We start from the raw sequence: 25,065 nt of genomic DNA, 5'->3' as shown, positions 1-25,065 counted from the left end.
CTTTTAACACACTGTTGAGTTCTCAAGAAACGGACGCGTACTTCCTCACCAGAACCCGTTCCCGGATCCCCGCTCGGAGGCGCTCATTTCGTCTTGCGTTCTTTCGTTGTGTCTTAATTCTTTCAGCCGTTCAAGTCTCTGTCAAATTGACTCGACTTGCTCGACCTGCGGTAATTAAGTCGCGCCCCGCTTCCGGGACAACCCCTCTAACTTACCAGCCTGTCGCTCGGTTAGCGAACCGATCTTCAAACCCGCGAGCCAGAAGGGATTGCCGTCGTAGGCGTCGCAACGCACCGAAATCACCGGAGTGAAGGGAGTGGGTTGCGCCGCACCTCGTCGGCTCCTAAAGATTAGCAGCGCTCCCGACCACTCGGGACGCGTTCGTCATCTCTCCCGGCCACAGAACGATCACGGCCGAACATAGACTCGCCCCCGTGAGCAGCAACACGCCGCCAGTGGCGAAGAAGGTACCGACTGAGCGCATCCATCACGGCGACACGTTCATCGACGAGTACGCCTGGCTAAGCAACAAGGACGACCCGGACACAACGGCGTACCTGGAGGCAGAGAACGACTTTCTCAAAGAGCACACCGCACATCTCGCCGAGCTCCAGGAACAGGTCTTCCAGGAGATCAAGGGACGCACTCAGGAGACCGACCTGTCGGTGCCGAGCCGCAAGGGGGCGTGGTGGTACTTCACGCGTACCGAGGAAGGCAAGCAGTACGCGGTGTCCTGCCGGGTGCCGGCCGACAGTGACGCGCCGCCGCAGATCACCCCGGGCGAGCGCCTTGAGCGCGAGCAGGTCGTGCTCGACGGCAACGAGCTCGCCGGCGACAGCGCGTTCTTCTCCGTCGGCACCAGCGCCGTCACGCCCGACGGGACGATGCTGGCCTACTCGACCGACTACAAGGGCGCCGAGCGCTTCACGCTGAGGTTCAGGAATCTTGAGACGGGCGAGGTGCTGCCCGACGAGATCGAGGACATCTTCTACGGCGGCGCCTGGTCGGCCGACGGGTCGGCGTTCTTCTACACGCGGGTGGACGACGCCTGGCGTCCTTACCAGGTCTACCGCCACACCCTCGGGACGGAAGAGGACGTCCTGGTCTATGAGGAGACCGACGAGCGCTACTGGGTGGGCATCGGGCTGACCCGCAGCGAGCGGTACCTCGTGCTGGGCGCGGGCAGCAAGATCACCAGCGAGGTGCGCATCCTCGACGCCGCCGACCCCACCGGCGAGTTCCAGGTCGTCAGGCCCAGGAAGACCGGCGTGGAGTACGGCGTCGAGCACGCGGGCGACTTCTTCTACGTCCTGCACAACGAGAACGCCGAGAACTTCGAGCTGGCCACGGCCCCCATCGACGAGCCCGGCACCTGGACCCCGCTGATCGGGCACCGCGAGGACACCCGGCTGCTGGAGATCGACGCCTTCTCCGACCACGCCGTCGTGCACTTCCGCCGGGACGGCCTGACCGGCCTGCGGGTGCTGCCCTACAGCGCCGCCGGCGCGGGTTGGCGCGAGCGGATCGAGGCGGCCGAGCGCAACGCGTACGAGATCGACTTCCCCGAGCCCCTGTACGACGTCGGCCCGGCGGGCAACCCCGAGTTCACGACCACGCGGCTCAGGCTGGCGTACACGAGCATGGTGACGCCGCCGAGCGTCTACGACTACGAGCTGGACTCGCACGAGCTGATCCTGCTCAAGCAGCGTCCGGTGCTCGGCGGCTACGACGCGGGCGACTACGAGCAGTTCCGCGAGTGGGCGACGGCCGAGGACGGCACCCGCGTGCCGATCTCGATCGTCAAGCGCAAGGACACCACGACGCCGGCCCCGACCCTGCTCTACGGCTACGGCAGCTACGAGACCTCGATCGACCCGGGCTTCTCGGTTCCCCGGCTGTCGCTGCTCGACCGCGGGTTCGTCTTCGCCATCGCGCACGTCAGGGGCGGCGGCGAGATGGGCCGCCACTGGTACGAGGACGGCAAGCTGACCAGGAAGCGGAACACGTTCACCGACTTCGTGGCCGTGGCGAAGCACCTCAAGGCGAGCGGCTGGAGCGGGCGGGTCGTCGCGCGCGGCGGCTCGGCGGGCGGGCTGCTGATGGGCGCGGTGACGAACCTGGCTCCCGAGCAGTTCGCGGGGGTGGTGGCCGAGGTGCCGTTCGTGGACGCGCTCAACACGATCCTCGACCCGTCGTTGCCGCTGACGGTGATCGAATGGGACGAGTGGGGCGACCCGCTGCACAACCCGGACGTCTACGCGTACATGAAGAGCTATTCGCCGTACGAGAACGTGGACGGGAGGGCGTACCCGCCGATTCTGGCGATCACCAGCCTGAACGACACGCGGGTGCTGTACCACGAGCCGGCCAAGTGGATCGCGCGGCTGCGCGCGACCTCGTCCGGGGGGCCGTTCCTGCTCAAGACGGAGATGGGCGCGGGGCACGGCGGGCGCAGCGGGCGGTACGACGCCTGGCGCGAGGAGGCGTTCGCGCTGTCCTGGATCATCGAGAGGGGGACGGCGTGAGCTTCCGGGCCGACGAGCGGCGGTACGAGCGCCAGCCGTACAACCGCAGCGGGCGCAGCGGGCTGAGGCTGCCGGCGGTGTCGCTGGGGTTGTGGCACAACTTCGGCGACGACCGGCCGATCGAGAACTCGCGGGCGGTGCTGCGGCGCGCGTTCGACCTCGGGGTGACGCATTTCGACCTGGCCAACAACTACGGCGTGCCGTACGGGTCGGCGGAGCGGAACTTCGGGCGGATCCTCCGGGAGGACTTCTCGGCGTACCGGGACGAGCTGGTCATCTCCACCAAGGCCGGGTACGACATGTGGCCGGGGCCGTACGGGGAGTGGGGGTCGCGCAAGTACGTGCTGGCCAGCCTCGACCAGTCGCTGACCCGCATGGGCCTGGAGTACGTGGACGTGTTCTACAGCCACCGTCCCGACCCGGACACGCCGCTGGAGGAGACGATGGGGGCGCTGGACCGGGCGGTGCGCTCGGGCAAGGCGCTCTATGCGGGCATCTCCAACTACTCGGCCGAGCAGACCGCGCAGGCCGCGCGGATCATGCGCGAGCTGGGCACGCCGCTGCTCATCCACCAGCCGTCGTACTCGATGATCAACCGGTGGATCGAGGACGACGGGCTGCTCGACGTGCTGGAGGAGGCGGGCATGGGCTGCATCGTGTACTCGCCGCTGGCGCAGGGGCTGCTCACCGACCGCTACCTGGAGGGCGTGCCCGAGGGGTCGCGGGCGGCGACGAGCCGGTTCCTGAGCGCCGACCAGATCGACCGGGACCTGGCGCGCGACCTCAACGAGATCGCCAGGGGCCGGGGGCAGACGCTGGCCCAGATGGCGCTGTCGTGGACGCTGCGGGACCCGCGGGTGACCAGCGTGCTGATCGGGGCGAGCAGCGTCGGGCAGCTTGAGGACAACGTGGCGTGCGTGGACGGCCCGGTCTTCACCGAGGACGAGCTGGCGGCGATCGACAAGATCACCGAACCGGTCACGTCGGCCCGCTGATCACCTGTGGCGCACGGGGCCCCGCGCCGCCCGAGGGCGGTCTACAGGGCCTCGTGCCGCTGGAGGTAGGTGAAGGCGGCCCAGCCCGGCAGCACCGGCAGCCAGAACGTGAGCAGCCGGTGCAGCAGCACGGCCGAGGCGGCCAGGTCCCACTGGAGGCCGGCCGCGACCAGGCCGAGGGTGAGGGCGTACTCGACGGCGCCGAGGCCGCCCGGTGTGGGGGCGGCCGAGCCGATGGCGTTGGCCGTGAGGTAGACGACGGCGACGGCGGTGAAGCTCAGCTGGCCGCCGAACGCCGCGACGCAGGCGTCGAGGCAGGCCACGAACGCGATCGTGATCATGAGCGTGCCGAAGGCGGCCTCGATCATCTTGGCCGGCGACTGGAGCACGTCGAGCAGGCGGGGCAGCACGTTCGAGAACAGCCTGCGCATCCGCACGGTCACCATCCTGCGCAGCGGCGGCACGCCGAGCACCACCGCGACCAGCAGCGCGATGGCGAGCATCGCCACGACCAGGCCGCGCGAGGGGGTGAAGGAGGTGGCGGCGTCGGAGCCGGTGATGTAGGCGAACAGCAGCAGCAGGGCGATGTGGAAGACCAGCATGATGAGCTGCGAGGCGCCCACGCTGGCCACCGCGAGCGCCGGCGCGATGCCGCGTTTCTGCAGGTAGCGGGTGTTGATCGCGACCCCGCCGACCGCGGCGGGCGCGACCAGCTTGACGAACGACGACGCGAACTGCACCAGGACGGTACGCCAGAGCGGCAGGCGTTCCGGCACGAAGCCGCGCAGCATGAGGGCGGCGGCGACGAAGCTGGTGAAGGAGGCGATCAGCGCCAGGCCGGACCAGGCCCAGTTGGCGGTGGTCGCCACCTTGTAGAGGTCGATCTTGCTGAGCTGGGACAGCACGACGTAGGCGGCGACCGTGCTGGCGATGATCGTGATCAGGGTGCGCGGGCGGAATCGCTCCAGGCGCACCTCTTCGACCTTGCCCTGGGGCTTGAGCGCCACGATGTGGTCGCGCAGGCTGGTGAGCACGTTCTTGGCCTTGGACAGGGCCGAGCGGGTCTCCCTGGTCAGGGCGATGCGCTGGAGCAGCGGCATGGCGGCGGCCAGGGCGTCGGGTCCCATCACGGCGGCGGCGGCCCGGACCGAGCGCTCGGCGCCGACGCGCAGCGCCAGGTAGGTGAGGAGCTGGGCGATGTCGAGCCGGAGCAGCAGGTCGCCGGCGGCGATCTCGCCGCTGCGGGCGTCGGTCAGCACGACGCGGCCCGCGCGGTCGAGGTGGATGCTGTCGCCGGTGAGCCGCCGGTGCGCGAGCCGCTGGATCTGCAGCAGTTCGACCTGCTCCCAGATCTGGGCGAGCAGGGCGTCGTCGATCTCGGCGTCGGGCACCTCGTCGAGCGGGCGGGTCTCGATGTGCTCGTAGGCGAGCAGGGCGGCCTCGGTGCCGATCTCGCTGGTGCCGAGCAGGCGCGGCGTGCTGGCGCCGGCGGCCTGGGCCGCGTACGCCATCAGGGCCTCGCGTTCCAGCTCGGCCCGTAGCGAGCGGATGGCTCTGCGCCTGGTCTCGGAGTTGAGCCTGATGCGCCGCCACAGCCGGTACGGCAGCCCGGCCACCTGGCGGTCGCGGTCGAGGACGGTGACGTCGAGGCTGGTGCCGTCCTTGAGGCCGATGGCGTAGCGGCGGCTGCCCTGGTGGTCGTCCTCGATGCGGCGGGCGGAGACGGGCGAGAACGACAGCTTGCGCAGCGCGGCGACCACGGCGCTGCCGGGCGGGCGGGTGTTGGGGCTGCCGACGCCGTAGAGGGTGGCGTAGCCGATGGCCATGCCGACCAGGACGGTCACGATGGCGCTGGGCAGGGTGATCTGCCTGCCGGAGAAGTAGGTGAGGATGTAGAGGGCGATCGAGGTCCACATGAGCATGCGCCACGTGGGGCGGCGGGCGATGCGGACCGCGGTGGTGTAGGCGATCACCGAGGTGAGCAGTGTGTTCAGCGGCTCGATCTCGCGGTCGCCGGTGAGCAGGATGCGCAGGTCGGTCAGGTTGCTCGCCTCGATCCACTGCCCGAGCAGGAACGACCCGGCCATGCCGATGATGGCCGCGATCAGGCCCTCGGCGACGCGCAGGCCGTCGCGGTGGAAGACCCGCTCGACGGCGAACGCGGCGGGCACGATCAGCACGGCCGCGCTGCCGATGAAGGCCGCGACCCGGCTGAGCAGCGGCACCATCTCGGCGCCCACCTTGACGTCCTGCTCCAGGCCGTTGAGCGTCTGCTTGGCGACGAGGGCGAGCAGGATCACCGCCCCGAGCACCATCAGCGTCGCGAAGAAGCGCAGCAGGTCGGACGGCCGCCGCAACCGCTGGGGAAGGAGCGGCTCGACTACGTAGACGCCGCCGTCGGCGCGTGGCTCGGCCACGGCTGGATCCCCCTCCGCGAGGTCCTCCGTGTCATCATCTCGTTCCCTGATTTCGGCCACCGACAGTGATTCTGCACCTTCCCGGCCGGACCGTACGATCTCTGATCTCCAGTGTCCTCGTTCGTCGTCCCGGCGAGCGCGCCGGGTAAGGGCTCGACCAGCATTGACCTGCCCGCGAGTGGAGGCCATGAAGCCCTGGGACGTTCATGGCATGTTCACTCTCGCGATGCTGCTGCCGGCCCTCATCGCCCCCGACGCCCGGCTGCTGGACACGATCTCGGTCGATCACGTGCTCGGCCATCTCCGGGCCTTCGACTCCATCGCCGGCGCGCACGGGGAAAACCGCGCGGCCGGGCGGCCCGGTCACGACGTGTCGGCCGAGTACGTCGCGGCCAGGCTGCGCGAGGCAGGGTACACGGTGGAACTCCAACCGTTCACCTTTGAGTTCTTTCACGAGGTCGGACCGGCGGTTTTGCGGGGGCGGCGGGCGGGCTGTCCACCGGCGGGGAAGAGGCGAAGACGCCGGCCGAGGCCGCCCTGTACGGCGGCGTCGCCGGCGTCCCGAAGGACCCCTGCTCCCACAAGGCCTGCGACGGCCTGGGGAACGTCGGCAGGGCTGCGCTGGAGGCGACCTCGGACGCGATGGCGTACGTGGTCGCCCGCTACGCCCGGCCCTCGACGTAGGCTTGCCGCATGTCGGGTGATTTGAGGGTTTTGGGGGCATGTCCGCTTGACTGCCCGGACACCTGCTCGTGGGTCGTCACCGTGCGGGACGGGCAGGCGGTCAAGATGCGCGGCAACCCCGACCACCCCTACACCCGCGGCGCGCTGTGCGTGAAGGTCAACCGGTACCTGGAGCACACGCAGGCGGACGACCGCATCCTGTACCCGATGCGGCGTACCGGGCCGAAGGGGTCGGGGCAGTTCGAGCGGATCACCTGGGACGAGGCGCTCGACGAGATCTCGACCCGGCTGCGCGCCATCGTGGACGAGCACGGCGGCGAGGCGATCTGGCCGTACCTGGGCACCGGGTCGCTGGGGTATCTCCAGGGCTGCGAGGGCGTGGCCGGCCGCCGGTTCTGGAACGTGCTGGGGGCGTCCAAGCACTGGCTGAACATCTGCTCGGCGGCCGGCAGCAGCGGGCTGATGAGGGCCAACGGCACCGCGGGCGGCATGGACCCGGAGAACTTCGCCCAGGCCAGGCTGATCCTGCTCTGGGGCACGAACACGCTGACCAGCGGCCACCACCTGTGGAAGTTCATCCAGGACGCCCGCGCGGACGGCGCGTACGTGGTCGCCATCGACCCCATCCGCACCAGGACGGCCGACCAGGCCGACCAGCACCTGGCGATCAGGCCGGGCACGGACGCCGCGCTCGCGCTCGGGCTGCTCAACGTCGTGCTCGCGGAGAACGCGCAGGACGAGGAGTTCCTGGCCGAGCACACCGAGGGCTGGGAGGACTTCCGCGAGGAGATCCTGGAGTACCCGGTCGAGCGGGTGGCGGAGATCACCGGCATCCCCGCCGAGGACGTCCACAGCCTGGGGACGCGCCTGGCCCACACCCGGCCGACCGCGATCCGCGCCACCATGGGCATCCAGCGGCACGCGGGCGGCGGCGCCGCCATGCGCACGATCGCCGCGATCCCCGGCGTGACCGGCGACTGGCGGCATCCGGGCGGCGGCGTGGCGTACTCGACGAGCGGTCACGTGCGCGTCAACCTCGACACCCGCGACGACCTGCTGGCCAAGCCCGTGCGCACGCTGGTCATGACCAAGCTCGGCTCCCAGCTCGACGACGTCAAGTGCCTGTGGGTGTACGCCGCCAACCCGCTCGGCTCGACCCCCGACGCCAACGCGATCAGGCGACAGCTCTCCCGCGAGGACCTGTTCACGGTCGTCATGGAGCAGTTCCCGACCGACACCGTGGACTACGCCGACATCGTGCTGCCCGCGACCATGCAGACCGAGCACATGGACCTGCACGCCGGGTACGGCCACCTGTACCTGCTGTGGAACGAGCCCGCCGTGCCGCCGCCCGGCGAGTGCCTGTCCACGACCGAGACCTTCCGCCGGCTGGCCGCGCACATGGGCCTGACCGAGCCGTCCCTGTACGACTCCGACCTGGAGCTGGCCGAGTCGCTGCTGTCGAGCGGGCATCCGTCGCTCGAAGGCGTCACGCTGGACCGGCTGCGCAAGGAGGGGTGGGTGCGGATGAACTACCCCAAGCCGTTCGCGCCGTTCGCCGAGGGCTTCCCGACGCCTTCCGGGCGGCTGCGCTTCCCGCCCGCCGGGAAGGCGTACGTGCCGCCGCACACGGCGGTCGCCGCGCGGTCGGCGTACCCGCTGACGCTGGTCACGCCGGCCTCGCACACGTTCCTGAACACGATCTTCGCCAACAACCCGGAGCTGCGGCGGCGGGCCAAGGGACCGGCGGTGCTGGTGAACCCGGCCGACGCGGCGGCCCGCGGGCTGACGGCCGGGCAGCGCGTACGGGTGCACAACGACGGCGGCGAGTTCCTGGCCGACGTGGAGATCAGCGACCGCGTCGCGCCCGGCGTGGTGGCCTCCCCCAAGGGCCGGTGGCCGAAGCTGACCCCGGGCGGCGCGAACGCGAACGCCGTCGTGGCCGAGCGGGACGCCGACATGGGCAAGGGGCCGGCCTTCCACGACAACCTGGTCGAGATCAGCCCTTGTGCCGGTCCATGAACGCCACGACCGCGTCGAGCACCTTGGTGGCGTGAGGGCTGCCGAGCAGGGCCGAGGCGTGCAAGGACTCGCCGGGGATGACCAGCACCTGGTTGTCCGGGGCCTTGGTCGCGGCGGCCTCGGCCTCGCGCATCGACTGGGCGCCGCCGTAGGAGTCGTGCTCGGAGCCGATCTGCAGCAGCGGCACGGTGAGCGCGGCGGCGTCGCCCTTGTCGATCTCGCCTGACAGGGCGACGACGCCGGCCACCTCGGCGCCCAGCTTCTCGGCCGCGGGGACCGAGGCTGTGGCGCCGATCGAGCCGCCGACCAGGAACAGCCGCTCGACGCCCTTCTCCTTGGCCAGGCGCCTGCCCATGGCGACGGCGCCGTCCTCGGGCAGGAGGTTGGCGTCCCTGGCGTACAGCAGGACGCGGTAGCCGGCGGCGACCAGGCGGTCGGACAGCGGGCGCCAGGAGCACACGGTGCCGCGGCGCTCGTAGCTGATCACCACGCCCACCGGGCCGTCGCCGGTGATCACGCCGGGCAGGTCGCGGACATGGGTGAAGATCTTGCCGTCCTGCTCGGTGAAGCAGCCCGAGACGTTGGGGCCGGTGGGCGGCGCGCTCGGGGTGGGGGTCGGGTCAGAAGCAGGGGCCTCGGCGGCCGTGGTGCGGACGGCGGTCGCGCCGGTGCCGACCGTGCCCCCGCAGCCGGTCAGCCCCAGTGTGAGGAGTGCCATCCATCCGACGATCTTCCGCATGGCCGCCGCGCCCTTCTTCTGACTATGTCTGAACTGACATAGTGCCGCAAGCACCATATCCTTGGACCCACCATGACCTCAACGCTCGGATACGCGATCCTGGCGGTGCTGGCGCGCGGCGATCGCACCGGATACGACCTCGCGGCGGCCATGCGGCGGCCGGTCGGCTACTTCTGGACGGCCGGGCACAGCCAGATCCACGCCGAGTTGCAGAAGCTGCGGTCGGCCGGGCTGGTCGGGTTCGAGAGCGCGCACGGGCCTGGACCGCAGGCCAAGAAGGTCTACCACCTGACCCCCGACGGCCTGGCGGCGCTGCGGATATGGGTCACCGAGCCGCCGCGCGAGCGGCCGGAGCGCGACGAGCTGGTGCTGAAGACGTACGCGGCGTGGCTGGCCGAGCCGGAGCTGCTGCGGCGGCTGTTCGCCGAGCAGCTCGCCGCGCACGAGGAGCGGCTGGCCGACTACGAGCGGCAGGAGGCGTCGTTCGGCGGCGCGCCGGCCTTCGGCGACCCGCGGTTCGGCGGCTACGCGACGTTGCGCTGCGGGCTGAGCTACGAGCGGCATCGGGCCGAGTGGTGCCGCTGGATGCTGACCCAGCTCGGCGACAGCCTGTGACCGGGGGGATGGCGGTTCAGGTCAGGGAGAGCTTGTAGCCCTCGTGTGAGGCGGTGAAGCCGAGCGCGTCGTAGAAGCGGTGGGCGTCGGCGCGCGACTTGTCGGAGGTGAGCTGGACGACGGCGCACCCCCTGGCCCGCGCCCGGTCGATCGCCCACTGGATCATCTTCCCGCCCAGCCCCTGGCCGCGCGTCGAGGCGGCCACCCTGACGGCCTCGATCTGGCAGCGCTCCGAGCCCAGCCGCGACAGCCCGGCCAGGTACGTGAGCTGCATCGTGCCCACCACCTCGCCCTCCTGCTCGGCCACGATCAGCTCGTCGTACGGGTTGGCCTCGATGCGGTCGAAGGCCATCAGGTAGCGGGTGTCGTCGGGGGCACCCTCGCGGACGGCGCCGAGCGGGTCGTCGGCCAGCATCCGCACGATGGCCGGGAGGTCCTCCTTGCGGGCCTGGCGGAACAGCAGGGACAACACGTAGTGGGACTCCATGAGGGACGGGTCGGAGGGCAGGGCCATGACCTTGCCGCTGCGGATGAAGCCCTTGGCCGTGTAGAGCGCGCGGGCGGCGTGGTTGCCGTCGACGGCCCAGAGCTGAACCTGCTCGGCCCCGGACGAACGGGCCCACTCGACGGACCGGTCCACCAGCCGGGAGGCGAGCCCGCGTCCCCGGGCCTCGGGGGCTACCCACATGGACAGCAGGTGGGCGCCGGACTCCTCCAGGAGCATGCACACCAGGCCCACGTCGCCCAGGCCGTCGTCCTCGGCCACCCACCACCGCGAGTGCGGGTTCTTCAGCCGTCCGGTCCAGTCGTCGGCGGAGAACCCGGCCTCCCGCGCGTACGAGGAGCCGAACGCGTCCGGTGACTCCTGGAGCGCCCGCAGCCGGACCTCCTTCAGCCGCTCCCCTTCGTCCGGCCCCAACTGCACAATGGCGATTTCCGTCATATGGGAATCATGTCAGGGACAGGTCAGGGTCGGTCCCCGATGCCCCCAGGGGCCCCACGGCGGCACTATGAGGACATGAACGAAATCAGTAGACGCGATGAAGTCTCACTGTCCGCGGCGGCCCTGCGGGGCGCCCCTTGGAAGACCGCCGCCATCGGCGGCACCGTGGTGTCGGCCGCCAGCTTCGGGATGGGCGCGCTCACCGGCGACGGCGACCTGGTCTGGGCCCTGGGGCTCGGCATCAGCCTCTTCGCGCTGATCGCCGCGATCGGCTCGGTCGCCAAGCCGAACGAGGGCGACCGCGTCACCCGCCAGGCCCGGCTCTGGTCGCTGCGGCACCCGTGGAAGTTCGCGCTCCTGCCCGCCGCCATCACGGCGGTGCTCGACTACCCGGTGCAGCTCGTGCTCGACGGCGAGGGCGTGTTCGGCTCGGCCGTGCAGGCGATGTGGCACGGCGCGCTGGTCTACCTGATCGCCGCGATCCTGACCCTCACGATGAAGGGACGAGCACAATCTTCCCGGTGACCCGTCGCTCCAGCAGGTCGTCCATGGCCCGGCCCGCCTCCGCCAGCGGCCTGACCTCCGGCGCCGCCGGGACGATGCCCGGCATCGCCAGCAGACCTTCGAGCATGGCCCGGTTCTCCACCGCGTGGCCCATCGACCACGCGCCCCAGTCGACGCCCACCACCGCCCGGTTACGCAGCAGCACCTGGTTGGCGGACAGCCTCGCGATGCCGCCCGAGGCGAATCCGACGACCAGGAGCCGCCCGCCCTCGCGCAGCCCGCGAAGGGCCTGTTCCGACAGCTCGCCGCCGACCGGGTCGACCGCCACGTCCACGCCCCACGCCCTGGCCGCGTCCTTCAGACCGTCGTAGCCGGTCACGTCGTCGGCTCCCGCCCGCCGGGCGCGCTCCCTCTTGTCACCGGTGGACGCCGCCGCCAGCACGACGGCCCCGAGCGCCTTGGCGACCTGGACCACGGCCAGCCCCACACCGCCGCCCGCCCCGAGCACGAGCACCCGCTCGCCGGGAAGCAGCCGGCCGCGCTCTCTGAGCGCGTACATGGCGGTGCAGTAGCTCTGCGGGAACGCCGCCGCCGCGAGCACGTCGAAACCCTCGGGCAGCGGTACGGCCTGCGCCCGGTGCACCAGCACCCGCGTGGCGAAGCCGCCCAGCCCGGTGATCGCCACGACCCTGCGCCCGTCGGGCAGCCGCCCGGCCACCTCGTAGCCGGGGGTGAAGGGCAACGGCGGCCTGATCTGGTAGCCGCCGCGCACCATCAGCCCGTCCACGAAGTTGACGCCGGCCGCCTCGACCTCGACGACCACCTGGTCGGGACCGGGGATCGGATCGGGCAGCCCGACCAGTTCGACCGGCTTGCCGTATTCGGTGCAGACGACGGCCCTCACACTCATGGGGCCAGCTTCACCGACAGAACATCATTCCGGCAAGGCCCGCTCGGCTTCGCTCCTGCACACGCAGAACTCGTTGCCCTCGGGGTCGAGCATCGTCACCCAGCCCGTGCCGTCGGGCCTGCGCTGGTCCTGGGAGACGGTCGCGCCGAGGCCGAGCAGCCGCTCGACCTCCTCGTCGCGGGTACGCCCGCCGGTGCCGTTGACGTCGAAGTGCACCCGGTTCTTGCCGGTCTTGGCCTCGGGCACGCGGATGAACAGCAGGAACGGGTCCTGCGGCGTACGCAGCATGACCTCGTCGGCCCCTGGCTTGTCACCCTCGCCCAACGGCCACCCGGTGGCCCGGCTCCACCAGGTCGCGATCTCATAGGGATCGGCGGCGTCGACGGTGATGGCATGGATCTCGATCATCGCACTAGTGTCCACCAGCCAGATTGAGCCCCACGACACCGGCCAGGATGAGCGCGATCGAGGCCAGGCGCAGCGGCGACACGTCGTCGCCCATGGCGACCATGCCGAGGATCGCGGTGCCGACGGCCCCGATGCCGGTCCACACGGCGTACGCGGTGCCGACCTCCAGGGACTTGAGCGCGTAGGCGAGCAGCCCGAAGCTGAGGGCGGCCGTGGCCAGGAAGGACAGGGTCCACCACAGGTTGCTGAGCCCGTTGCTGAGCTTGAGCGACAGTGCCATGGCCACCTCGAACAGGCCGGCCAGCACGATGAGGATCCACGCCATGATCAGTACTCCTGAGGACGAGACGTACGGGTACGTGCGTCGTCTTGGCGTTTCCGGGTACGGCGCGTCTCGTCCGGGAGCGGTCGGCTCAATGGGGTCAACGACCCCGAGAAGCGGATCATTCCCACCAGACGGTGACCCAGCGGTCGCGCGGCACCGGCCACATCCCCAGCTCGACGGCCGTCTCGGCCACCTCGTCCACCCTGGACGGGTCGAGGCACACCCGGCGGCAGGCGCTCTCGGCCAGCTCCTCGACCGTCGTGAAACGTTCCAGGGGCGCCTCCCGCTCCTCCACGCGCACGGCGAAGCCCAGCGCCGCGGCCAGGGCCACGCAGTCTTCGGCGATGGGCCGGACCGGGCGGTCGACGCCGTGGAAGTGCTGCCAGAGCGGCGTCATCCAGCTCATGGGATGGCGGTGCGTGAGTTCGAGCACCACCCGGCCGCGCGTGCGGCTGTCGAGCGCCCGCAGGAACTCCGCCAGGTCGGGCACGTTGTAGACCACGTGCGCGGCCACGGACACGTCGGCCACCGGCACCTGGCCGGCCACGTCGGGCCAGCGCCCCTCGACGGCGGTGGCCGGCACGCCCAGGCTCATCGCCCTGGACTTCAGGCCCTCCAGCATGGGCGCGGACGTGTCCACCGCGTAGAGGTGGCCGATGCGCTCGCGCAGCGGCAGCGACGCGGCGCCGGGACCCGAGCCGACGTCGAGGAGCGTGCCCTTGTCGGGCAGCGCCTCGGCGAGCCGGGTCATGGTCGGGCCGTCGTCGGGCTCGGCCAGCGCCCGGTCGGTCCGGGTGGCGAACCGGGCCGGTGAATGGCTCCACGGATCGGCCGGAGCCTTGGCCAGGATCTCCTCGGGGATGGCCCAGGATTCCAGTCGCTCCCGCCACCTGGTGGCGAGTTCTTCGGCGTCCATGGAGTCGAGCATGCCATGCATGGCCGGGGTTACCCGCGGGTAGCATTGCAGGTAAGGTTACTGGCCAGTACATGAAGACCTCGGTTCAAGGAGATCTGCACCCATGGGCCACTACAAGAGCAACGTGCGTGACCTGGAATTCAACCTCTTCGAGGTGTTCGGTCGACGCGAGATCCTCGGCACCGGGCCCTTCGGCGAAGTGGACGAGGACGTCGCGCGGAGCATCCTGGACGAGGTCGACAGGCTGGCGACCGGCGTGCTCGCCGACTCCTTCGAGGAGGGCGACCGCACCCCGCCGGTGTTCGACCCCGCCACGAGCACGGTGACCGTCCCCGCGGGCGTCAAGAAGTCGTACAAGGCTCTGGTGGAGGGTGGCTGGGCGCACCTCGACCTGCCCGCCGAGCTGGGCGGTCCCGGCATCCCGCGCAGCCTCGCCTGGGCGACCGCCGAGATGGTGCTCGGCTCCAACCCAGCCCTGTACATGTACGCCGCCGGCCCCAACTTCGCCTACACCCTGTGGAAGCTGGGCACGCCGGAGCAGAAGCGCTTCGCCGAGCTGGCCATCGAGCACAACTGGGGCGCCACCATGGTGCTCACCGAGCCGGACGCGGGCTCGGACGTCGGCGCCGGCCGGGCCAAGGCCGTCCAGCAGCCCGACGGCACGTGGCACATCGAGGGCGTCAAGCGCTTCATCACCAGCGCCGAGCACGACATGGCCGACAACATCTTCCACCTGGTCCTGGCCCGTCCCGAAGGCCACGGTCCCGGCACCAAGGGCCTGTCGATGTTCCTGGTGCCCAAGTTCCACGTGGACCTGGAGACCGGCGAACTGGGCGAGCGCAACGGCGCCTACGTCACCAACGTCGAGAAGAAGATGGGCCTGAAGGTCTCCACGACCTGCGAGCTCACCTTCGGCGACAAGCACCCGGCGATCGGCTGGCTGGTCGGCGACGTGCACGCGGGCATCAAGCAGATGTTCATGGTGATCGAGCACGCCCGCATGATGGTCGGCACCAAGGCCATCGCGACGCTCTCCACCGGCTACCTGAACGCCCTCGACTACGCCAAGTCCCGCTACCAGGGCGCGGACCTGACCAAGATGGCCGACAAGTCCGCCCCCCGGGTGACCATCACCCACCACCCGGACGTACGCCGCGAGCTGATGTTGCAGAAGGCGTACGCCGAGGGCATGCGCGCCCTGGTCCTCTACACGGCCACCTTCCAGGACGCCCTCCTGATCGACCCCGAGGACCGGCACGCGGAGGCCATGAACGACCTCCTGCTGCCCCTGGTCAAGGGCGTCGGCTCCGAGCGCTCGTACGAGCTGCTGGCCCGCTCGCTGCAGACCCTCGGCGGCTCGGGCTATCTGCAGGACTACCCGATCGAGCAGTACATCCGCGACGCCAAGATCGACTCCCTGTACGAGGGCACCACCGCGATCCAGGGCCTCGACCTGTTCTTCAGGAAGATCCTGCGCAACCAGGGCGCCGCGGTGGGCGCGCTGCTCGCCGAGATCAACGAGTTCGCCGCCTCCGAGGCCGGCAACGGCCGGCTCAAGGAGCAGCGCAAGCTGCTCGCCGAGGCCGCCGCCGAGGTCAAGGTCATGGGCGACACCATGGCCGGGTGGGCGCTCGGCTCGCTGGAGAAGCCGGAGGAGGTCTACAAGGTCGGGCTGAACAGCACCCGGTTCCTGCTCTCCCTCGGCGACCTGGTGATCGGCTGGCTGCTGCTGCGCCAGGCCGAGGTGGCCCTGGCCCGGCTGGCCGAGCGCGAGGACCCGTTCTACCAGGGCAAGGTGGCCGCGGCGTCGTTCTTCGCCGGGACCGTGCTGCCCAGGCTGACGGCCGAGCGGCGCATCCTGGCCGCCACCGGCCAGGAGCTCATGGAACTCCCCGAAGAGGCCTTCTGAGCCACCGCGTGTGACGCCCGCTCCCGCTCCGGGGGCGGGCGTCCCTGTTAGGTTCCGGGCATGAGCTCGACATCCCAGGACCACCCCCTGCCGCCGCCGCGCGTCGAAGAGGTCTCCGAGGGCGTCTACGCCTACGTCCAGCCCGACGGGAGCTGGTGGATCAACAACACCGGCTTCCTGGCCGGGCGGCGCGGCGTGATCTGCGTCGACGCCTGCTCGACCGAGCGCCGTACCCGCGACCTGCGGGAGGCCGTCGGCAAGGTCAGCGGCAGGCCGATCACCACGCTGGTCAACACCCACCACCACGGCGACCACACCTTCGGCAACTGGCTGTTCCCCGAGGCCACGATCGTCGGGCACGAGGGCGTACGGGCCCAGATCCTGGCCGACGGGGTCCCGGCCTACCGGAGGGCCTGGTCGCCGGAGGTGGTGTGGGGGGCGATGGAGGTCGCGCCGCCGTTCCTGACCTACACCGAGGGGGTCACCCTCCACTCCGACGACCTGCGTTGCGAGGTGCGGCACGTCGGGCCGGCCGCGCACACGACCAGCGACTCGATCGTCTGGATCCCCGAGCGGCGGGTGCTGTTCTCCGGCGACCTGGTCTTCAACGGCGGCACGCCGTTCGTCCTGATGGGCTCGGTGGCCGGGGCGATCGCGGCGCTGGACACGCTGAGGGGGCTGGGGGCGGAGACGATCGTCCCCGGGCACGGCGAGGTGTGCGGGCCGGAGGTCTACGACCGGATCGAGGGCTACCTGCGGTTCGTGCGGGAGACCGCCCGGCACGGCCGGGAGGCGGGCCTGACGCCGCTGGAGGCCGCGCTGGAGACCGACCTCGGCGAGTGGGGCGGGCTGCTCGACCCCGAACGCGTCGTGGGCAACCTCCACCGGGCCTACGCCGAGCTGGACGGACGCCCGCCCGGCGCGCCGATCGACATCGGCGCGGCCGTACAGGACATGATCGCCTACAACGGCGGGCGGCCACTGTCCTGTCTCGCCTGACGCGGCGAGGGTGTGATCATCGATACCCGGGTATGACCGTGGGCGTACTTCACCTTTGCCTGGAGGTCGTCATGGGTGTCGGGGTCAGCATCTTCTTCCTCACGCTCGGCGCCATCCTGCGGTTCGCCATCGAGCCGGACGTGTTCGGCCAGAGCGTGCACATGGACATCATCGGCGTCATCTTCATGATCGTCGGAGGCGTCGGCGTCGTGCTCAGCATCGTGCTCGCGCCCCGGCGCGGACGCACCTCCGACAACCGGCTGATGCACCGCGAGAACAACCCGCCGGAGATCTAGAGGCTGAGCTGCACGGCGGCGCGCGTGGCCAGGATCGGCTTGATGTACTGCGCGATCACGGCCTGGTGCCGGGGATGGTCGCGGTAGATCACGAAGTCGTCCACGCTGTCGAGGTCGGCGACCACGGCGAACTCGTGGTTGCCCGCGGTGATGCCGGCGTCGGGCCCCACGGTGTACGCCCGTAGCTGCGGGATCTCGCCCGGCAGCTTGCGCAGCTCGGTCGCGACCGCGGCCTTCTGCTCGTCGGTGGCGTCGTCGGCCCAGGTGAACAGCACAATGTGACGAATCATGGGCCAACCCTATCGACAGACGCCCTTCTCCAGAGTTATTCTCAAAACGAGATTGACTCAGATTGAGAAGGACATGGGATGGACGAGTTCCTGGCCGGCTACAACCCCCGGCTGTACGCGCCGGTCGCGGTCACCGTCGACGTGGTGGCGCTGACCATCCGCGACCGGCGGCTGCACGTCCTGATCGTCGAGCGCGGCGTGGAGCCGTACGCGGGCCGCTGGGCGCTGCCCGGCGGCTTCATCAGGCCGGACGAGGACCTGGCCGAGGCGGCGGTGCGCGAGCTGGCCGAGGAGACCGGCGTGGCCACCAGGCCGGCGCACATCGAGCAGCTCGCCAGCTACGGCGGCCCCGGCCGCGACCCCCGTATGCGGGTGGTGTCGATCTCCTACCTCGCCTTCGCCCCCGACCTGCCCGACCCCCAGGCCGGCACGGACGCCGCCGCCGCCGTGTGGCACCCGGTCGACGACGTGCCGCCGCTCGCCTTCGACCACGCCCGCATCCTGGCCGACGGCGTCGAGCGGGCCCGGTCGAAGCTGGAGTACACGCCGCTGGCCACGGCCTTCGCCGGCCCCGAGTTCACCGTCTCGGAGCTGCGGCTGATCTACGAGACCGTGTGGGGCACGCCGCTGCACGCGGGCAACTTCCACCGCAAGATCCTGTCCGTCCCCGGGTTCGTCGAGAGCACCGGCCAGACCACCGAGACCGGCGGCCCCAGGGGCGGGCCGCGCGCCAAGCTCTACCGCGCGGGCGACGCCCGGCTGCTCCACCCCGCGCTGCTGCGGCCCGCACGGGAGGAGGAGGTGCGATGAACACGGCGCAGGCGGCGGCGATCGTCACCGGGGCACGATCGGCCCAGGAGCTCTTCGCGGGCGGGTCTCCGGCCCACGTCTACCGGCGGCTGGCCAGGGCGCTGCATCCCGATCTCGCGCCGGGCGGCGAGGAGGCGTTCAAGCGGCTGGTCGCGCTCTGGGAGAGCTACCACCGGGGTCAGCGGGTCGGGGACTTCCTGGTCGGGCCGCCGCTGCACAAGGGCGGCACCGCCGTGCTCTACCCGGCCGGGCGCGGCGCCGAGCGGGACTCGCTGCTCAAGGTGGCCCGCGACCCGGCCGCCGACCGGCTGCTGGTTCGCGAGGCCGCCGCGCTGCGGAAGATCGCGGCGGACGGCGACCCGCGCCTCCGGCCGTACGTCCCCCGTCTCGTCGCGAGTTTCCGCTACCGCGGCGGCGAGGTCGTCCGGCAGGCGAACGTGATCAGCCGGGCGCCCGGCGGGTTCGTCACCCTCGAACGCGTCGGCACCGGCCTCGACCCGCGCGACGTGGCCTGGATCTGGCGTCGCCTGCTCGTGGCCGCCGGGCTCGCCCACCGGGCCGGCGTCGCGCACGGCGCCGTGCTCCCCCGCCACGTCCTCGTCCATCCCCTTGACCACGGGCTCGTGCTGGTCGACTGGTGTCACGGCGACCGGCTCGACGAGCGCGCCGACATCGCCGCCCTGACCGGGTGCGTCCAGCGACTGATGGGCGAGTGCCCGCGCCGGATGCGCGCCTTCGTCCGCGGCTGCCTGCTGCGCCCGCCGTCCGACGCGTGGGAGTTGCTGCGCGAGCTCGACGACCTGCTCGACGACCTGTACGGGCCTCGCACGTACCGTCCGCTCCACCTTTGAGGGAGGCTGCCATGGGCAGCGGAATCTGGTCCACGAACGTCTACGACTCCGCCGCGCGCTACCGCGCGGCCACCGGCTCCAGCGCCTTCGCCTACAGCGACGGCGGAGCCCGGCAGGTCCACCCCGACCTCGACCCCTTCGGCGTGACGCGCGAGAGCCGCGACTCGGCCGAGCACCCCGACTCGCTGGCCGTCGCCGTGCTCTTCGACGTGACCGGCTCGATGCGCGCGGTCCCCCGCACGCTGCAGACCCGCCTGCCCGACCTGCTCGGGCTGCTGCTGCGCAAGGGGTACGCCACCGACCCGCAGATCATGTTCGGCGCGATCGGCGACGCCACCTGCGACCGGGCGCCGCTGCAGGTCGGCCAGTTCGAGTCCGACAACCGCATGGACGACCAGCTCGGCCTGATCCTGCTGGAGGGCGGGGGCGGCGGCCAGAAGCGGGAGTCCTACGAGCTGGCCATGTACTTCATGGCCAGGCACACCTCCATCGACTGCCACGACAAGCGCGGCAAGCGCGGCTACCTGTTCGTCATCGGCGACGAGATGCCCTACCCGCGGGTGTCCAGGAACCAGGTCAAGGACATCGTCGGCGACCGCCTGGCCGCGCCCGTCGGGGTGGCCGACATCGTCGCCGAGCTGACCCGCAAGTACGACGTCTACTTCATCCTCCCCCAGGGGGCCAGCTACGCGGGCGACCCCGAGGTGCTGGAGTCCTGGCGCGGCCTGCTCGGCCAGAACGTGCTGGAGCTGGACGACCTCGACGCCGTGTCCGAGACGATCGCGCTCACCGTCGGGCTCGGCGAGGACGCGATCGGCCTGGACGAGGGCCTTGAGGACCTGGCCGAGCTGGGCTCGACGGCCGGCGCGTCCGTGTCGCGGGCCCTGGCCAGGCTCGACCGCGGCGCGGTGGTCACCGGCGAGCCGCTCGACGGGCTCCTGCCGTGAACGAGCACCTCGTCGTCGTCGACCTCGGGTACGGCGACGCCGGCAAGGGCACGGTCGTGGACTGGGCGTGCGCCACGCTGCCCGTCCACGCCGTGGTCCGGTTCAACGGGGGCGCGCAGGCGGGGCACAACGTCGTCCTGGACGACGGGCGGCACCACACGTTCGCGCAGTTCGGCGCGGGGACGTTCCGAGGGGTTCGTACGCATCTGTCGAGGTTCGTGGTGGTCGATCCGCTGGCGTTGTCGGCCGAGGCGGAACATCTGGCGCGGCTCGGCGTGCCCGACCCCTTCGGGCTGCTCACGGTGGACCGCGACTGCCTGCTGGCGACGCCGTACCACGTCGAGGCCGGGCGCCGGCGGGAGCTGGCGCGGGGGGCCGCGCGGCACGGGTCGTGCGGGATGGGCGTCGGGGAGGCGATGGCGTACCGGCTGGAGCACGGCGCGCTCGCGCCCCGGGCGGGCGACTCGCCGCGCGAGCTGACGTACAAGCTGACCGTGCTGCGGGAGGCGCTGGGGGTCGAGGGGCCGCCGGTGGCCGACTGCGTGGCCGTCTACCGGGCGTTCGCCGAGCGGGTGCGGCTGGTGGACTCCTCGTACGCGGCCGGGCTGGTCAGGCGGGGGCCGCTCGTGTTCGAGGGGGCGCAGGGCGTGCTGCTGGACGAGCGGTGGGGGTTCGACCCGTACACGACGTGGAGCACGACGACCTTCGCCAACGCGCTGGAGCTGCTGGACGGGGCGGGGGCGGCACGGCTCGGGGTGCTGCGGACGTACACCACCCGGCACGGCCCTGGCCCGCTGGTGACCGAGGACCCCACGCTGGAGCTGCCCGAGCCGCACAACCCGACCGGACCGTGGCAGGGCGCCTTCCGGCTCGGGCACTTCGACGCGGTCGCCCACCGGTACGCGGCCGAGGCGGCGGGCGGCGTGGACGGCCTCGCGCTCACCCACCTGGACGCGGACGTCTCGCGCATGTGCGTGCGCTACGACCGGCCCGTCACGTTCGCCGAGCCGGACCGTACGGCCCGGCTGCTGCGGGCCGCCCCGGTCTACGAGGAGGGTGTATCAGACTGGCCCGCCGCGGTCTCTCATGTCGTGGGCGCGCCCGTGTGGCTGGAGTCGTACGGCCCCCGCGCGCGGGACAAGAAGGCGCCCTGGCCGAGCCTGCGGTGACCACCGGGGAGAGGGGTCCTCCCGGCGGTCACCGCCTGGCTCTAGCCCCAGGCCAGCATGCGGAGCGGGTCCTCCAGCATGGCGCCGACGTCGCGCAGGAACATCGAGCCCAGCTCGCCGTCGACGATCCGGTGGTCGAAGCTCAGCGCGAGGGTGGTCACCTTGCGCACGGCCAGCTCGCCGTTCACCACCCACGGCATGTCCCTGACCTGGCCGAAGGCCAGGATGGCCGACTCGCCCGGGTTGAGGAGGGGGGTGCCGGCGTCGACGCCGAACACGCCCACGTTGGTGATGGTGATCGTGCCGCCCGACATCTCGGCCGGCTGGGTGCGGCCCGCCCTGGCCGTCTCCGCCAGCGCGCCCAGTTGCCTGGCCAGCTCGGGGAGCGGGAGGGCGTGGGCGTCCTTGATGTTGGGCACCACGAGGCCGCGCGGGGTGGCGGCGGCGATGCCCAGGTTCACGTAGTGCTTGACCACGATCTCCTGGGCCGCCTCGTCCCACGAGGAGTTGATCATCGGGTGGCGCCTGACCCCGGTGAGCAGGGCCCGGCATACCAGCAGGAGCGGGGAGACCTTGACCTCGGCGAAGTCGGGCAGGGCACGCAGGCGCCTGACCGCCTCCATGGTCTCCGTCACGTCCACCTGGAGGAACTCTGTGACGTGGGGGGCCGTGAACGCGCTGGCCACCATGGCCTGGGCGGTCATCCTGCGCACCCCCTTGACGGGGACGCGCTCCTCCCGCTGCTGCTGAGGTCGGGCCTGCCTGACGGGCTCGGGCGCCGCCCGGAGGCCGCCCTCGGCGGCGGCGTGCACGTCGTCGCGGGTGATGGAACCCTGGGGGCCGGTGCCGGTGAGCGTGGTCAGGTCGACGCCCAGGTCTTTGGCCAGCTTGCGGACCGGGGGCTTGGCCAGGACGGCCACCCGGCCCGCACCCGCGACCGCGCCACCGGAAGGGGCGGCCTGCGCGGGCTGGGCGGCCTGCGCGGGGGCCGCCTCGGCGGGACGGGCCGTCGCAGGGCCCGGCACCTCCACGCGGGACGGGTTGGCCACCGGGGCGGCCGGGATGGGCTCCGGCGGCTGCTTGCGGGCCCGGCGCTTGGAGGCGCCGGTCTTGACGCCGTAGCCCACCAGGACCGCCTGCCGCTCCTCCTTGGGCGCGGGGCTGCCGTGGGCGCCGGGCTCGACCGCCCCCTCCTCCGGCGGGTTGGGGACCATGTCGTCGGCCAGCGCCTTGATGTCCGGGCCGGGGCCGGCCGCCTCGCCGCCGGTGTCCACGGAGACGATCGGCGTGCCGACGTCGACCGTACGGCCCTCCTCGACCAGCACGCCCGCGACCACGCCGTCCCAGGGGATCGGCAGCTCGACGATGGACTTGGCGGTCTCGATCTCCACCACGATCTGGTTGACCTTGACCTCGTCGCCCGGCCGCACGTGCCAGCGGACGATCTCGGCCTCGGTCAGGCCCTCCCCGACGTCGGGAAGCTTGAACTCGCGTCGCATGGAAGCACGTCCCCCTTTCAGAACCCGAAGGCGCGGTCGACGGCGTCGAGCACCCTGTCCAGGTCGGGCAGGTAGTGCTCTTCGAGCTTCGACGGCGGGTAGGGGGTGGAGAAGCCGCCGACCCGCAGGACGGGCGACTCCAGGTGGTAGAAGCACCGCTCGGTGATCCGGGCCGCCAGCTCGGCGCCGAACCCGCTGTAGACCGGGGCCTCGTGGACCACGACCGCCCGTCCGGTGCGGCGTACGGACTCCATGACCAGCGGCTCGTCCAGCGGGTTGAGCGAGCGCAGGTCGATCACCTCCAGCGAGCGGCCGTCGTCCTCGGCGGCCGTGGCGGCCTCCAGGCACGTCTTGACCATCGGGCCGTAGGCCAGCAGCGTGACGTCGGTGCCCGGCCGGACGACTGTGGCCTTGTCGAACGGCGTCCACCAGTCGGTCGAGGCCGTGTCGATGTCGTCCTTCTCCCAGTAGCGGCGCTTGGGCTCGAAGAAGATGACCGGGTCGTCGCTCCTGATGGCCTGCTGGATCATGGTGTAGGCGTCGGCCGGGTTGGAGCAGGCCACCACGCGCAGGCCGGCCGTGTGCGTGAAGTACGCCTCGGGCGACTCGCTGTGGTGCTCGACCGCGCCGATGCCGCCGCCGCACGGGATGCGTACGACGACGGGCAGCTTGATCGCGCCGAGCGAGCGCATCGGCATCTTGGCGAGCTGCGTGATGATCTGGTCGGCCGCCGGGAAGACGAACCCGTCGAACTGGATCTCGCACACCGGTCGGTAGCCGCGCAGCGCCAGGCCGATCGCGGTGCCGATGATGCCGGACTCGGCGAGCGGCGTGTCGATGACGCGGTCTTCGCCGAAGTCCTTCTGCAGGCCGTCGGTGACGCGGAAGACGCCGCCGAGCTTGCCGACGTCCTCGCCCATGATGAGGACCTTGGGGTCGTCCTCCATGGCCCGGCGCATGCCCTCGTTAAGCGCCTTGGACAGGCTCAACACCGTCATTTCTCGAAGCCCTCCAAGTAGGCGGCGAACTGCGCGCGCTCCCCGTCGATGAGCGCGTGGGGCTCGCGATAGACGTGGTCGAAGATATCGAGCGGCTCGGGGTCGGGCATCGCCAGGCACCGTCTGCGCAGGTCGGCGCCGAGCTGGTCGGCCTCTGCGGTCACGGAGTCGAAGAAGGCCTGGTCGGCCAGCTCGTTGCGGAACAGGTACGACTTGACCCGCTCGATCGGGTCCTTCAGCTTCCACGCCTCCAGCTCGCTGGCCACCCGGTAGCGGGTCGGGTCGTCGGTCGTGGTGTGGGCGCCCATCCGGTACGTGAACGCCTCGATCAGCGTCGGCCCCTGGCCCGTACGGGCGGCTTCGAGCGCCTTCCTGGTCACCGCGAGGCAGGCGAACACGTCGTTGCCGTCGACCCTGATGCCCGGGAAGCCGAAGCCCGAGGCCCGGCGGTAGAGCGGGATGCGGCTCTGCTTCTCCAGCGGCTCGGAGATGGCCCACTGGTTGTTCTGGCAGAAGAAGACGATCGGCGCGTTGAACACGCTGGCCCAGATGAACGACTCGTTCACGTCGCCCTGGCTGGTGGCGCCGTCGCCGAAGTAGACGATCGTGGCGGCGGAGGCGTCGTCGCGCTGGATGCCCATCGCGTAGCCGACCGCGTGCAGGGTCTGGCTGCCGATCACGATCGTGTACAGGTGGAAGTTGTGCTCCTCGGGGTCCCAGCCCCCGTGGTTGACGCCCCTGAACAGGCCCAGCAGCTTCACCGGGTCGACGTCGCGGCACCAGGCGACGCCGTGCTCGCGGTAGGTGGGGAAGGCCATGTCGGAGTCGGTGAGCGCGCGGCCCGAGCCGATCTGGGCGGCCTCCTGACCGAGCAGCGAGGCCCAGATGCCCAGCTCGCCCTGGCGCTGCAGCGCCACGGCCTCCAGGTCGATGCGCCGGACGAGCACCAGGTCGCGGTAGAGCGACCTGACCTCCTCGGGCGTCAGGTCTATGTCGTAGTCGGGGTGCTCGACCCGTACTCCCTCGGGGGTGAGCAACTGCACGAGCTCAGGGGGTGCTTCGGCACCACGAGAGGCGTCGACTGTCACGTGCCGCTCCTGTGCGATCGGGGCCGGTGTCGATGGGGTCGCCACCTGAGGCCAGCCGTGTGTGCGTGCGAACCATGTGGTGGTGGTTCATACGCGTTTGGGGACATCGTGGCAGACGTCACAGCCCTCCGCGCAAGCCCCATGTCCTCCCCGTTCCCGTTGTGTTGACGGCCATGCACGCCGGTAGGCTTGCTTTCCCAAGCACC

23 protein-coding genes and 1 riboswitch are annotated in these 25,065 nt (G+C 71.1%); of the genes, 12 read left to right on the top strand and 11 right to left on the bottom strand.

Features of this window, described 5'->3' with window-relative positions; genetic code table 11:
- The first annotated feature begins 434 nt into the window (after positions 1-434).
- Both ACIHAD_RS43735 and mgrA read left to right on the top strand, forming a co-directional pair.
- A complete protein-coding gene (locus ACIHAD_RS43735) occupies positions 435-2,525 on the top strand; it encodes a S9 family peptidase (RefSeq protein WP_397360746.1) in 2,091 nt (696 codons plus the stop codon).
- The gene (mgrA, locus tag ACIHAD_RS43730; protein ID WP_397360745.1) at positions 2,522-3,520 is read left to right on the top strand and encodes an L-glyceraldehyde 3-phosphate reductase; all 999 of its coding nucleotides are present in this window, start codon (positions 2,522-2,524) and stop codon (positions 3,518-3,520) included. The genes ACIHAD_RS43735 and mgrA overlap by 4 nt, the downstream gene beginning before the upstream one ends.
- A 41-nt stretch (positions 3,521-3,561) precedes the next feature.
- Here the strand turns inward: mgrA and ACIHAD_RS43725 are convergent, their stop codons facing one another.
- On the bottom strand, positions 3,562-5,937 hold the full coding sequence (locus tag ACIHAD_RS43725; protein ID WP_397360744.1) for a YbhN family protein: 2,376 nt from the start codon (positions 5,935-5,937) through the stop codon (positions 3,562-3,564).
- Between the two features lie 693 nt (positions 5,938-6,630).
- Between ACIHAD_RS43725 and ACIHAD_RS43720 the strand changes: the two genes are divergently transcribed.
- Positions 6,631-8,643, top strand: coding sequence for a molybdopterin-dependent oxidoreductase (locus ACIHAD_RS43720; RefSeq protein ID WP_397360743.1), 2,013 nt, complete (start codon positions 6,631-6,633; stop codon positions 8,641-8,643).
- Here ACIHAD_RS43720 and ACIHAD_RS43715 read toward each other — a convergent pair.
- The gene (locus ACIHAD_RS43715) at positions 8,621-9,361 is read right to left on the bottom strand and encodes an alpha/beta hydrolase (RefSeq protein ID WP_397360742.1); all 741 of its coding nucleotides are present in this window, start codon (positions 9,359-9,361) and stop codon (positions 8,621-8,623) included. The genes ACIHAD_RS43720 and ACIHAD_RS43715 overlap by 23 nt on opposite strands.
- A 93-nt stretch (positions 9,362-9,454) precedes the next feature.
- On the opposite strand from ACIHAD_RS43715, the gene ACIHAD_RS43710 reads away from it, so the two are divergent.
- Positions 9,455-9,997, top strand: a complete 543-nt coding sequence (locus ACIHAD_RS43710) for a PadR family transcriptional regulator (protein WP_397360741.1) — start codon at positions 9,455-9,457, stop codon at positions 9,995-9,997.
- 16 nt (positions 9,998-10,013) lie between these two features.
- Here the strand turns inward: ACIHAD_RS43710 and ACIHAD_RS43705 are convergent, their stop codons facing one another.
- Positions 10,014-10,940 (bottom strand): GNAT family N-acetyltransferase, encoded by a 927-nt coding sequence (locus tag ACIHAD_RS43705; protein ID WP_397360740.1) that lies wholly within the window; start codon positions 10,938-10,940, stop codon positions 10,014-10,016.
- A gap of 75 nt (positions 10,941-11,015) precedes the next feature.
- Here ACIHAD_RS43705 and ACIHAD_RS43700 point away from each other — a divergent pair, with 75 nt between their 5' ends.
- Complete coding sequence (locus ACIHAD_RS43700) at positions 11,016-11,465, top strand: hypothetical protein (protein ID WP_397360739.1); 450 nt, start codon at positions 11,016-11,018, stop codon at positions 11,463-11,465.
- On the opposite strand, the gene ACIHAD_RS43695 is transcribed toward ACIHAD_RS43700, so the two are convergent.
- The 4 genes from ACIHAD_RS43695 to ACIHAD_RS43680 all read right to left on the bottom strand — a co-directional run bounded on the left by ACIHAD_RS43695 (position 11,431) and on the right by ACIHAD_RS43680 (position 14,003).
- Entirely contained in the window at positions 11,431-12,354 is a 924-nt protein-coding gene (locus ACIHAD_RS43695) for a zinc-binding dehydrogenase (protein ID WP_397360738.1), read from the bottom strand. The two genes, ACIHAD_RS43700 and ACIHAD_RS43695, sit on opposite strands and share 35 nt — an antisense overlap.
- 24 nt (positions 12,355-12,378) lie before the next feature.
- The gene (locus ACIHAD_RS43690; protein WP_397360737.1) at positions 12,379-12,762 is read right to left on the bottom strand and encodes a VOC family protein; all 384 of its coding nucleotides are present in this window, start codon (positions 12,760-12,762) and stop codon (positions 12,379-12,381) included.
- Between the two features lie 4 nt (positions 12,763-12,766).
- The gene (locus ACIHAD_RS43685) at positions 12,767-13,087 is read right to left on the bottom strand and encodes a DMT family transporter (RefSeq protein ID WP_397360736.1); all 321 of its coding nucleotides are present in this window, start codon (positions 13,085-13,087) and stop codon (positions 12,767-12,769) included.
- 33 nt (positions 13,088-13,120) lie between these two features.
- A riboswitch (guanidine-III (ykkC-III) riboswitch) is annotated at positions 13,121-13,180 on the bottom strand.
- Between the two features lie 25 nt (positions 13,181-13,205).
- On the bottom strand, positions 13,206-14,003 hold the full coding sequence (locus tag ACIHAD_RS43680) for a class I SAM-dependent methyltransferase (protein WP_397360735.1): 798 nt from the start codon (positions 14,001-14,003) through the stop codon (positions 13,206-13,208).
- A gap of 103 nt (positions 14,004-14,106) precedes the next feature.
- Here ACIHAD_RS43680 and ACIHAD_RS43675 point away from each other — a divergent pair, with 103 nt between their 5' ends.
- The 3 genes from ACIHAD_RS43675 (at position 14,107) to ACIHAD_RS43665 (ending at position 17,207) form a co-directional block, all read left to right on the top strand.
- A complete protein-coding gene (locus ACIHAD_RS43675) occupies positions 14,107-15,912 on the top strand; it encodes an acyl-CoA dehydrogenase (protein ID WP_397360734.1) in 1,806 nt (601 codons plus the stop codon).
- Positions 15,913-15,972: 60 nt separating this feature from the next.
- Complete coding sequence (locus ACIHAD_RS43670) at positions 15,973-16,911, top strand: MBL fold metallo-hydrolase (RefSeq protein WP_397360733.1); 939 nt, start codon at positions 15,973-15,975, stop codon at positions 16,909-16,911.
- A 71-nt stretch (positions 16,912-16,982) separates the two neighbouring features.
- Positions 16,983-17,207, top strand: coding sequence for a hypothetical protein (locus ACIHAD_RS43665; protein ID WP_397360732.1), 225 nt, complete (start codon positions 16,983-16,985; stop codon positions 17,205-17,207).
- Here ACIHAD_RS43665 and ACIHAD_RS43660 read toward each other — a convergent pair.
- Complete coding sequence (locus ACIHAD_RS43660; RefSeq protein WP_397360731.1) at positions 17,204-17,497, bottom strand: Dabb family protein; 294 nt, start codon at positions 17,495-17,497, stop codon at positions 17,204-17,206. The two genes, ACIHAD_RS43665 and ACIHAD_RS43660, sit on opposite strands and share 4 nt — an antisense overlap.
- Positions 17,498-17,575: 78 nt before the next feature.
- Between ACIHAD_RS43660 and ACIHAD_RS43655 the strand changes: the two genes are divergently transcribed.
- The 4 genes from ACIHAD_RS43655 to ACIHAD_RS43640 are packed head-to-tail and all read left to right on the top strand — an operon-like array spanning position 17,576 to position 21,274.
- On the top strand, positions 17,576-18,307 hold the full coding sequence (locus tag ACIHAD_RS43655; RefSeq protein WP_397360730.1) for an NUDIX domain-containing protein: 732 nt from the start codon (positions 17,576-17,578) through the stop codon (positions 18,305-18,307).
- The gene (locus ACIHAD_RS43650) at positions 18,304-19,158 is read left to right on the top strand and encodes a molecular chaperone DnaJ (RefSeq protein ID WP_397360729.1); all 855 of its coding nucleotides are present in this window, start codon (positions 18,304-18,306) and stop codon (positions 19,156-19,158) included. The genes ACIHAD_RS43655 and ACIHAD_RS43650 overlap by 4 nt, the downstream gene beginning before the upstream one ends.
- Positions 19,159-19,169: 11 nt before the next feature.
- Complete coding sequence (locus tag ACIHAD_RS43645; RefSeq protein WP_397360728.1) at positions 19,170-20,105, top strand: hypothetical protein; 936 nt, start codon at positions 19,170-19,172, stop codon at positions 20,103-20,105.
- Positions 20,102-21,274 (top strand): adenylosuccinate synthetase, encoded by a 1,173-nt coding sequence (locus ACIHAD_RS43640; protein ID WP_397360727.1) that lies wholly within the window; start codon positions 20,102-20,104, stop codon positions 21,272-21,274. The genes ACIHAD_RS43645 and ACIHAD_RS43640 overlap by 4 nt, the downstream gene beginning before the upstream one ends.
- A 41-nt stretch (positions 21,275-21,315) precedes the next feature.
- Here the strand turns inward: ACIHAD_RS43640 and ACIHAD_RS43635 are convergent, their stop codons facing one another.
- Genes ACIHAD_RS43635 through pdhA form a run of 3 tightly spaced genes read right to left on the bottom strand, consistent with a single transcriptional unit; the run spans position 21,316 to position 24,859 of the window.
- On the bottom strand, positions 21,316-22,773 hold the full coding sequence (locus tag ACIHAD_RS43635; RefSeq protein ID WP_397360726.1) for a dihydrolipoamide acetyltransferase family protein: 1,458 nt from the start codon (positions 22,771-22,773) through the stop codon (positions 21,316-21,318).
- A gap of 17 nt (positions 22,774-22,790) precedes the next feature.
- Positions 22,791-23,771 (bottom strand): alpha-ketoacid dehydrogenase subunit beta, encoded by a 981-nt coding sequence (locus tag ACIHAD_RS43630; RefSeq protein ID WP_397360725.1) that lies wholly within the window; start codon positions 23,769-23,771, stop codon positions 22,791-22,793.
- A complete protein-coding gene (gene pdhA / locus ACIHAD_RS43625) occupies positions 23,768-24,859 on the bottom strand; it encodes a pyruvate dehydrogenase (acetyl-transferring) E1 component subunit alpha (RefSeq protein ID WP_397360724.1) in 1,092 nt (363 codons plus the stop codon). Before pdhA ends, ACIHAD_RS43630 begins: the two co-directional genes overlap by 4 nt.
- Between the last annotated feature and the right edge of the window lie 206 nt (positions 24,860-25,065).

Origin of the sequence: Nonomuraea sp. NPDC052265, from assembly GCF_044547985.1 — a bacterium.
In the GTDB taxonomy this organism is placed as follows: domain Bacteria; phylum Actinomycetota; class Actinomycetes; order Streptosporangiales; family Streptosporangiaceae; genus Nonomuraea.
This window is presented reverse-complemented; position numbering and strand designations above follow the sequence as displayed.

What these genes read in the sequence shown, in the direction of transcription:
- ACIHAD_RS43720 (WP_397360743.1), top strand. Translation starts at nt 6,631, where the DNA reads ATGTCGGGTGATTTGAGGGTTTTGGGGGCATGTCCGCTTGACTGCCCG.
- ACIHAD_RS43715 (WP_397360742.1), bottom strand. Translation starts at nt 9,361, where the DNA reads ATGGCACTCCTCACACTGGGGCTGACCGGCTGCGGGGGCACGGTCGGC.
- ACIHAD_RS43710 (WP_397360741.1), top strand. Translation starts at nt 9,455, where the DNA reads ATGACCTCAACGCTCGGATACGCGATCCTGGCGGTGCTGGCGCGCGGC.
- ACIHAD_RS43705 (WP_397360740.1), bottom strand. Translation starts at nt 10,940, where the DNA reads ATGACGGAAATCGCCATTGTGCAGTTGGGGCCGGACGAAGGGGAGCGG.
- ACIHAD_RS43700 (WP_397360739.1), top strand. Translation starts at nt 11,016, where the DNA reads ATGAACGAAATCAGTAGACGCGATGAAGTCTCACTGTCCGCGGCGGCC.
- ACIHAD_RS43695 (WP_397360738.1), bottom strand. Translation starts at nt 12,354, where the DNA reads ATGAGTGTGAGGGCCGTCGTCTGCACCGAATACGGCAAGCCGGTCGAA.
- ACIHAD_RS43690 (WP_397360737.1), bottom strand. Translation starts at nt 12,762, where the DNA reads ATGATCGAGATCCATGCCATCACCGTCGACGCCGCCGATCCCTATGAG.
- ACIHAD_RS43685 (WP_397360736.1), bottom strand. Translation starts at nt 13,087, where the DNA reads ATGGCGTGGATCCTCATCGTGCTGGCCGGCCTGTTCGAGGTGGCCATG.
- ACIHAD_RS43680 (WP_397360735.1), bottom strand. Translation starts at nt 14,003, where the DNA reads ATGGACGCCGAAGAACTCGCCACCAGGTGGCGGGAGCGACTGGAATCC.
- ACIHAD_RS43675 (WP_397360734.1), top strand. Translation starts at nt 14,107, where the DNA reads ATGGGCCACTACAAGAGCAACGTGCGTGACCTGGAATTCAACCTCTTC.
- ACIHAD_RS43670 (WP_397360733.1), top strand. Translation starts at nt 15,973, where the DNA reads ATGAGCTCGACATCCCAGGACCACCCCCTGCCGCCGCCGCGCGTCGAA.
- ACIHAD_RS43665 (WP_397360732.1), top strand. Translation starts at nt 16,983, where the DNA reads ATGGGTGTCGGGGTCAGCATCTTCTTCCTCACGCTCGGCGCCATCCTG.
- ACIHAD_RS43660 (WP_397360731.1), bottom strand. Translation starts at nt 17,497, where the DNA reads ATGATTCGTCACATTGTGCTGTTCACCTGGGCCGACGACGCCACCGAC.
- ACIHAD_RS43655 (WP_397360730.1), top strand. Translation starts at nt 17,576, where the DNA reads ATGGACGAGTTCCTGGCCGGCTACAACCCCCGGCTGTACGCGCCGGTC.
- ACIHAD_RS43650 (WP_397360729.1), top strand. Translation starts at nt 18,304, where the DNA reads ATGAACACGGCGCAGGCGGCGGCGATCGTCACCGGGGCACGATCGGCC.
- ACIHAD_RS43645 (WP_397360728.1), top strand. Translation starts at nt 19,170, where the DNA reads ATGGGCAGCGGAATCTGGTCCACGAACGTCTACGACTCCGCCGCGCGC.
- ACIHAD_RS43635 (WP_397360726.1), bottom strand. Translation starts at nt 22,773, where the DNA reads ATGCGACGCGAGTTCAAGCTTCCCGACGTCGGGGAGGGCCTGACCGAG.
- ACIHAD_RS43630 (WP_397360725.1), bottom strand. Translation starts at nt 23,771, where the DNA reads ATGACGGTGTTGAGCCTGTCCAAGGCGCTTAACGAGGGCATGCGCCGG.